This is a genomic window from Streptomyces sp. NPDC058964 (assembly GCF_042741275.1).
Classification (GTDB): Bacteria; Actinomycetota; Actinomycetes; order Streptomycetales; family Streptomycetaceae; genus Streptomyces.
The window spans coordinates 2710-3641 of the sequence record NZ_JBHYKH010000707.1 but is presented as its reverse complement, the minus strand read 5'-3'; the positions used below and the strand labels follow the sequence as shown (position 1 = coordinate 3641).

The window sequence follows — 932 nt, the reverse complement described above, 5'->3', positions numbered from 1 at the left end:
GCCTCTGCCTGGGCCGCATCGGACTCGTCGCCGCCCTGCCGTTCGTTCGCACGGCGGGTCTCGGACGCCAGGTCGCGGTCCTCCGCCCGGTCGGCCCGGTCGGCCCGCTCGTCCTCGGTGGCGGAGCCCGGGTCCGCGGCGGGTCCGGGGCCGTCGGCGGTCCCGCTCTCCGGGTCGGGGCCGAGTTGCTGATCGGCGGGGTCGTTCGCCGTGTCGGGCGGGTCGTCGGCCGTGTCCTCCTGCGGGCTGTCCACCTCCAGCAGGGAAGCGAGGTCGTCGGCCCCCTCGGCCGTCACGCGGGGCTCGCGCGAGCCGCGCACCTCGCTCTCCGTGTCCGTGTCCGTGGTCGAGGCCCGGCCCGGAGTACCGGAGCCGACCGCTGCCGTCTCGGAGTCGGCCGGGGGCAGCGGGGTGTCCTCGGCAGGCGGACCGGTCTCCGGCTCGGTGCCGACGTCCTCCTCGGCCTCGTCCAGGAGGTCCTCCAGGTCGGCCAGTGCCTCGGCCGCGCCGCCCTGTTCCAGGCCCAGCGGTGCGTCGTCAGGGTCCTGGTCGGTGCCGGACGCCGTCTCCTGCCGCGCGGGGGCGCGCGTGTCGTCGCGTTCGGCCGCGCTCTTGTCGACCGGTTCGGGCTGTACGGCGCCGGTCCGGCGGACCGGTGAGTCCATCGCGGCGGTCGCGGCGGCCCGGGCCGGCGGCGCCGACTGCCCAGGCTCGCCGGACCCCGACCCGGCTTCCCCGGCGGGGGCGGACGTCCGGCCGTCCGGAGCACCACCGGTCTCCTTGTCCTCGCCCTCGTAACCGTCCGCCACCTGCAGGGACTTGGCCCCCGAGGGCTCGGCCGAGGCCGTGGAACCGGGGTCCTGCGGGACGGCAGCGGCGGGTGCCGGCTCCGCGGACGCGTCGCCCGTGTCCTTGCCCGCCTTCCCGGACGC

1 protein-coding gene is annotated in these 932 nt (G+C 77.9%); it reads right to left on the bottom strand.

Features of this window, described 5'->3' with window-relative positions; genetic code table 11:
* Positions 1 to 932: hypothetical protein (locus ACFW2E_RS43385; protein WP_384476648.1), on the bottom strand; the 932-nt coding region annotated here is incomplete at both ends.